Source organism: Flavobacterium sp. 28YEA47A (assembly GCF_041262125.1).
Taxonomy (GTDB): Bacteria; Bacteroidota; Bacteroidia; order Flavobacteriales; family Flavobacteriaceae; genus Flavobacterium.
Genome location: NZ_JBGCCI010000018.1, coordinates 1 through 7,303, shown reverse-complemented (window position 1 = coordinate 7,303; position 7,303 = coordinate 1). Strand labels below are relative to the sequence as shown.

Below are 7,303 nucleotides of genomic sequence, written 5' to 3'. Positions count from 1 at the left end.
CTGGCCGCGTCCGAAGGCGTAGCCTTGAGCCATAGGCTCTGGTTGCTGCATTCCTTGGCAATTGATGCCTCAAGGCCTGCTGAGATGGTAACCGTAAAGCTGCCGTTGCCGCCAAGGCTGCACGTCGCGGTGTTCTCGTCTACCGTATAGCTGACCTGGTAGGTTCCAGGAGCGCTCTGTGAAACCGAGATCTCTCCAGTGGCCGTGTTGACCGATAATCCGGACGGTCCGCTGAAACGGCCTCCCGTTGTAAAGCCTGCGGCAAGGTTCGGAAGCAGGTTCGCATTGCTCTGGCATACCGGAGTGTCGTAGGTAAAGCCTACAGTTGGCGCGGTGCCCGCATTGATCGTGATCGAAACGGTATGTTCTCCACCGTCTGTACATCCAACAGCTCCTATACTATACTTCACACTATAGGTTCCTGCTGCACTGGTACTTAAATTAATTTCTCCTGTTGTCGTATTGATTCCAAGTCCGCTTGGCGTAGCCACAAAAGTTCCGCCTGTTGCAAAACCTGGATTTTTTGTGATTACCGGATTCGTACCTTGCTTACAATAAGTTGTACTGTTGTATTGGAATCCTACTTCAGCCTGGGCTCTTTCATTAATTGTTACTGTTATTGCGGTTCTAGGTCCTTCACAACCGTTAACATCAACATTGCTTACATAATATGTTGTTGATCCTACAGTGGTTGTTACCGGAGTTGGAGCCGTTGTTGTTCCTGTACCGCCTGTTTCTTGCGTATACCATTTTAAAGAGTTGCTTCCTGTTGGTGTAGCTGTTAACGGCTGTGCAACTGCACCACGACAGTACTCTACCGGAGTAATAACTGTTGGCACATCATCAAGTCCATTGTAAACAAATGTTATGGTCTTATCGCAATATCTTGTCTTCCAGTGGAAGGTATAGTTACCTGATGTACCAAATCCTGAAATCGCAGTTGATTTGTTATTTGGATTTTCAATAACCGTTTCTGCCGGGTTGTTTTCGTCAGCAACCCATGCTCCAACACCTTCAGCTGCTACCGTAATCGATCGCTCCTGACATTGAAGTGTACGAGGTACTGTTTGTATATCTACATTAGCTGTAATAGATACAGCATCCAAAAGATTACCGATGGCATTGTCTTTCGACCTGAAAACAAAACGAGTTACAGTCTGTCCAGCTGGTACATTATAAGTTCCTTCATAGAAATTCCATAAAAGAGTACCCGGATGATCTTCAAGCAATACGAACGGTCCTGAAGGCGGTCCTGCAAATAACTCTAAAGAATCACCATTACCTCTGGTTGCATGAGCATAGCTGTATTTAAATTGAGTTATCTCTGAACTGTCAAGATCCTGGTAGGTTCCCCTTACATTATCAGGTGTAGTAGACCCTGAATCAGGAGAAAGAACCTGAATAACTTGTCCTCCTTCGTAAGGCATGTAACCATCTATTCCTGTTGCATTACCAAAGAAGAATAGGTTATAAAGCGAAGATGTCGTATCTTCTATGGCATTGGTTCTCCATCCCGGAATTATGTTCTGTGGATAGAAGTTACCCATTCCAAAATCAGCTTCCGGTCTTTCAAAACTGCCATTCACAATATCTAATTTGCAAAGATCCTGAGGCGTAGTGATACACACATCGAATGTACAGATGTTAGGTGCACTATCGTTCATAGTCATCCTTACCTTATAGGTAGCACCAGGTTCTACTTCTGCCATATACGACATTACGATCGCATTGTTATAGGTACATGCCAATTGCTCTAAGGCTGAACCGTTAACTTTGTATAACGTCAAGGTAATGGCTGGAGCAACTACATCTGGCGTATATCCTTGCTGATAACTTCCCTTTCCTGAGAAGTTGCCCAATTCCAGTACATGCACTTTTGATGTGGCCACAAATTCAAACCAGATGTCTCCATTGTTAACTCCTGTACAGGCCATAGCTTCAGTTGAAGCCGTTGCTCCTATAAAACTTGCCCTGGTAGCCGATTGCTCACAAGTAGCGCCTGCATTTACAGGAATAACGACTGCTTTGGAAGCATCATCATTTCTTACAAATTTACGAGGACCTGACCAGTAGCTTTTATCATTAGTTCCGCAGACTGCCCTTACAAAGAACTCATAAGTTCCTGCTTTCAGATCTGCAAAATCAGAAGCCTGTGGCGTATAGGAAGCTGTTGTTACAAGCGTTCCTAATTGTGGCAATGTGTTGTTATCCATTGGCTGTACGAATACTTCCCATTGGGTTTCACTGCCGCCTGCTGTCCAGGAAAGCACTCCTGTAGGGCTAACCACAAGGTTAGTTGGCTGCGGACAACTAACCGGACCACAGATTGCAACTCCCGTGTATAATCTTGAGTAATCCTGACCTATAGTTCCTGTCCAAACCTCATTTCCTGAGGCATCCTTGATTTGTATGCGGGCCTCAGTAAACTGCGAATCTCTACCTCCTCCACCATTTACTAATGAGAATTCTACTCCCGTACATAAGAATACCGTAAAGTCTACCGGAGCAGGGATTTCGCCCCATGGTCCAGATGGGAATCCCATATTCTGGACTATAACGCCATTTTGAACCAGGTTTATTCCTCCTGGAGGAGTTCCTGAATTACCGCTACTTAGGGTAATGGTATATTCACATAGGTTTTCAAAACTACATCTTGTAACAAATTCAAATGGACCTACCCATTCGCTATCTTGTGAAGCACTACATACTGCTCGTACATAATATTCATATCGTATGGCAGGTATAAGACCTGTCACAGTATACGGATTCGTTGTTGTATTATGTCTATATTGCGCATCGCCATCTCCAACAGGAGCCGGCAATTCAGCAGGCTGTACGTATACGTCCCATGAAGTTTCTGTACCGTTGGCATCCCATGAAATTTTAGCACCCGTATCGATAATATCGCTTACTGCAAGATTGTTAGGAACAGCACATGCTGGTATATCTTCAATGACTACCTTGTCTATTACTAATAGCTGACCTCTGAAACCCCATGGAGCAGGGTCTTTTTGCGGGATATGCCATGCAATGTTGATATCGCCGGTAACACCAGCCGGAAGGTTGATTACTTTTTCCTTCCATTCCGAATTGTTAAGTGGCGGTTCATCCGTAGCTTCTATTTCATATAACATGGTTGAGAATTGGCTCGTATCAATTCCATTGGTTGATAATTTTACCTCAAGGTCTTCTCTAAAATCTCCGCCCCACAGCACTCTGTAGTAATAACGCAGGCGTTGGCCAGGTCTAACTGTTACTGTTGGTGAGATTAACCAGTCGTCATTATTACCGTTAGATCCCGTGAATATCATTGCTGCATGCTCTCCTTCGTATGGATTTAGCGTATTATGCAGGTTCCATGAAAAAGTATCGCTGTTACCGTTAACAACTCTCCAGCATTCTTCTGATACCGATCCCGGGTTGAATGTTTCTACAAATGGTGTCGTAAAGACGTTACATAATGTGGTAAACTTAAATGGACCCACCCATTGGCTCTGTTCCGAAGTACTGCAATAAGCCCTTACATAATATTCATATTGCGTATTAGGCTGTAACGATCCTGCTGCATAAGCCGTGTTGTTGCTTGTCAATTGTCCGGTTCCGGTAGGGATTCCTGAACCCGCATTCTGTACCACTACCTGCCACTGGGTTTCCTGTAAACCTTTGGTCCAAGATAGTATGGCTGCGGTTTGCGTAATATTGGCAGCATGCAAATCAGATGGTGCCGGACAGGCCGGTGCATCTTCAATTTTTACATCATCAAGATTTAGTACAGACGTACCGCCCACTATTGAGAAGGATGGCGGTACCCTGAAGGCTATGTATACTGGTCCGTTAGCATTGATATAGACTGTTTTTTCAATATAATCAGTATTGGTAAAATTCATCAGCGGCATGACAACGCTAAAGCTTGCCGGGTCTGTATCTGTAGTAGACATCAATACCTCTACTCCAAATCTAGGATTTGGGAAAAAAGGACTCAAAGCTGCTCTGTACTTAAATTTCAGAGCCTTGGTACCTACCACATTGATAGCCGGAGAAATGAGCCAGTCATCATAATCAGGTGTTCCCCAAAATGCATTTCCTTGAATTGCCGCCCATGTATCATCCAGACGCCATGTAGCACCATCACTATTAGCATCAGTAATGCTCCAGCATGACCTGTGGTTATTGACATCTGAATCGTTGAAACTCTCGTAAAAAGGTGTCTCAAACACAGCACAAAGGGTTGTAAAATAGAATGGTCCTACCCAGTTGCTCTGTTGCGTAGAAGAACAATAGGCTCTTACGTAATATTCGTATTGGGTAGCATGGGTAAGCTGATCTGCCGTATATTGAGCCGTATTGATAAGTGTTCCGTCTCCTGTAGGAATACCTGTATTCTTAGGTTGTACTACAATCTGCCATTGCGATTCGGCATCGCCTGCTGTCCATGACAACTGTGCCTGCGAAGTAGTAATATTGTTCGCAGCAAGATCTAGCGGATCCGGACATACCGGTTTATCTTCCACTACCACATCGTCTATATCAAATAAATAGGCAGATTCGCCTGCGTCAGGCTGTATATAGAATGCAAAGTTTATATTTCCTGTTATTGATGTAGGTATGTTGATAATTTTTTCCCGTGTATCACCATCTGTATCAATTAACTGAGATGGCAATAGTGTTGTGGTAAAATCAGCTGGCGCTATTCCTGTAGTAGATAGTACTACTGAAAAACGTACAGGACCTCCCTGAGTGTTATACTTAAATTTGAGCCTTTTAGGAGTCGTTCCCAAATTGATGATAGGCGAAACCATCATATCATTATTATTGGTCTGATTGTTTCCTGGTCTTATTCCTATACTATTATATCCTGCACCCCATTTGAAACCATCATTATTGATGTCAATCGGAATCCAGCATGGAACAGGGTTATTTGGGTAAACTCCATCAAATGAATCACTATAGGGTGTATTAAACAGACATTGGGTTGCAAATCGGTATGGTATGCTCCAATTACCTGGTATACCTCCGCATACAGAGCGTACATACAAATCATAAGTCCCTCCTGCTGCTATTCCTGAATTTATAAGGTTTCCAACATTAGTATTGGTAGCTGTTACGGAACCTGTTGGAACACCCGCATCTGCAGGCTGTACTGCATATTCCCATGAGTTTACCAGATTGGCAACATTATCCCAGGAAACCGTAATACTGGTTGTGGTAATATCACTCAAAGTAAATGCAGCTGGTGGTGCACAAGTAGAAAAATTCAGCTCAAAATTAAAGCATACGCTTGTATTCGAATCAAATATTGTTGAGATTACAATAATATACGTATGTCCGGCTTCTACATATAAATTAGATATGTATTTTGGCACATTCACAGCTGTCGTATTTAATCCTGCAATACAGCTTACGCCTACATTGGCACAATTTTCATACACAAATACACCACTCTCACTATTGCCAAAACATCCCGGTCCACCATCAAGAGTCATCTGCTTTATATTAATCAATCCGCTTTGCGTAGGCGTGTAGGAGAAAAAGGCTTTTGCTCCATTAAGGTAATTGTCTGTAACAATAGCCGGAAGGCATCCTGTTCCCTGAGTCGTATAGCTCACTGGGTTGTCTCCAAAAAGATTAAGATTGCTAGAAAGGGCATAAGTTGCCGTAGTACTAAAAGGAATTACGATTGGAGAATCGCATGACAATCCAAATTTTTTCGTTCTAAAAGGAAATGGCCCTGCCCATTCGCTTGCCGTATCAGCGTCACATACCGTCTTAATATATACATCATAAGCAGTATCTGCATCAAGCGATCCTGCCGGATAAGAGTTCTGAACGTTAGTGCCTGTAGCTCCAGGTGCCGTTCCTTGCGTTACGACCTGGATCTGAAAATCAGTAGCCGTTGGATGTGTCCAGGCTAGATTGGCACCGCTGACTGTTATATTGCTAGCAGAAAAATCAGCCTGGTTGACTTTCTGGCAGGATTCTATAACCCTGACGTTGTCTATAAACCAGGCATCGCCGCTTGGCGTTGCACCGGTCTGGGTATTGACAACCACAAACGCAATATTGACGTTCAGCCCAACCTGGATATTTGAAGGGATGGCAACTATCTTTTCTTCGTATTCCGTCTGCGAACCTATATTAAGGTCAGCTTCTGTCCACGACTTTAATATTACGGTATATCCAGCCGGGTCTGTCAGACTCGCTGTTGACAGCCTGATCTGGTAGATAGCCCCGTTATTGGCATTAGTCGCCTGTTTTGAATAAAAACGAATTTCCCCATTTTCTGGCATCAGAAACTGTGTTGCCAAAAAATACTGTGCGGTATTGCCGGCACCGATATTTTCTGCACTCGGGTTCAAAAAAGCCGCACTGGTTCCTCTGTAGCTGTCAGAAGAAATTCCCCAGGTTTGTGTCCCGACACCGCTTGTAAAAGATGGCCATGAAGATGGTATGCCGCTTTCAAATGTTTGTAAAGCCAATTGTGCCTGAGCACCAATGGAAATAAAAAATAAAAACAGAGGGACAACAATTCTCTTCCTCATACTCCTATTTATTAGTATGTCTTGAATTGTTGAGAATCGACAAAAGCTATTTGGCAAAAGCCGGCTTATTATCGAAGTAGATGGTAATTCTTTTCTCATGAGTCATTACATTTTTCAGTTAGTGTTTCGTCATAAAAATAGGAACTACTGTTAACCTTTTCTTAAGAATGTCTTTACTATTTACCGAAATTTGAAAGGCTAAAAAGCAGTTTAAAATACTTTAAATCAGTAAATTACAACTAAAAATAAAACAAACTTAACCGGATAGATTTTTCTTTACAGTTTTAAACTTTTCCTTTAATAGTGTTTAATTTTAATATACTTTTTTCACTTTTCTTAATTAATACACAGAAAAATATAACATTTGTTATTATTATCAATTAAGTTATTAGAATTTAATAATTACCCTATCCCAGAGACATTCCAAATCGTCAAAACACTTACATTTTATTGATTTTTACTCTTTTTAAACGAATTGTTAAAAATTCTATGCCATTAATCAGACGTTTCTTTATTCACATTCAAATCAGAATCTCATGATTTTTAGATCTGAGAATTAATAAGCCAACTTACAATTGTTCATCATATTTCATAGATTTAAAACTAAAAAGAAAAGTATTTATAGTAAGATAAAAACTATTCTCTTGTATCGAAGAGGACTAAAAACAAAACAGCCGGCCTTAAAAAGACCAGCTGTCAGGTTACTATATTCTTTAATAGGTAAGAACCGTGTCTTATCTCTTTATAATCTTAAACTCCGAACG

Annotated in this window: 1 protein-coding gene; it reads right to left on the bottom strand. The window is 41.8% G+C overall.

What is annotated here, in order from left to right; genetic code table 11:
* A partial coding sequence (locus tag ABH942_RS16550; protein WP_370033940.1) for a choice-of-anchor J domain-containing protein occupies positions 1–6,539 on the bottom strand: 6,539 nt, incomplete at its 3' end.
* Positions 6,540–7,303: the final 764 nt, after the last annotated feature.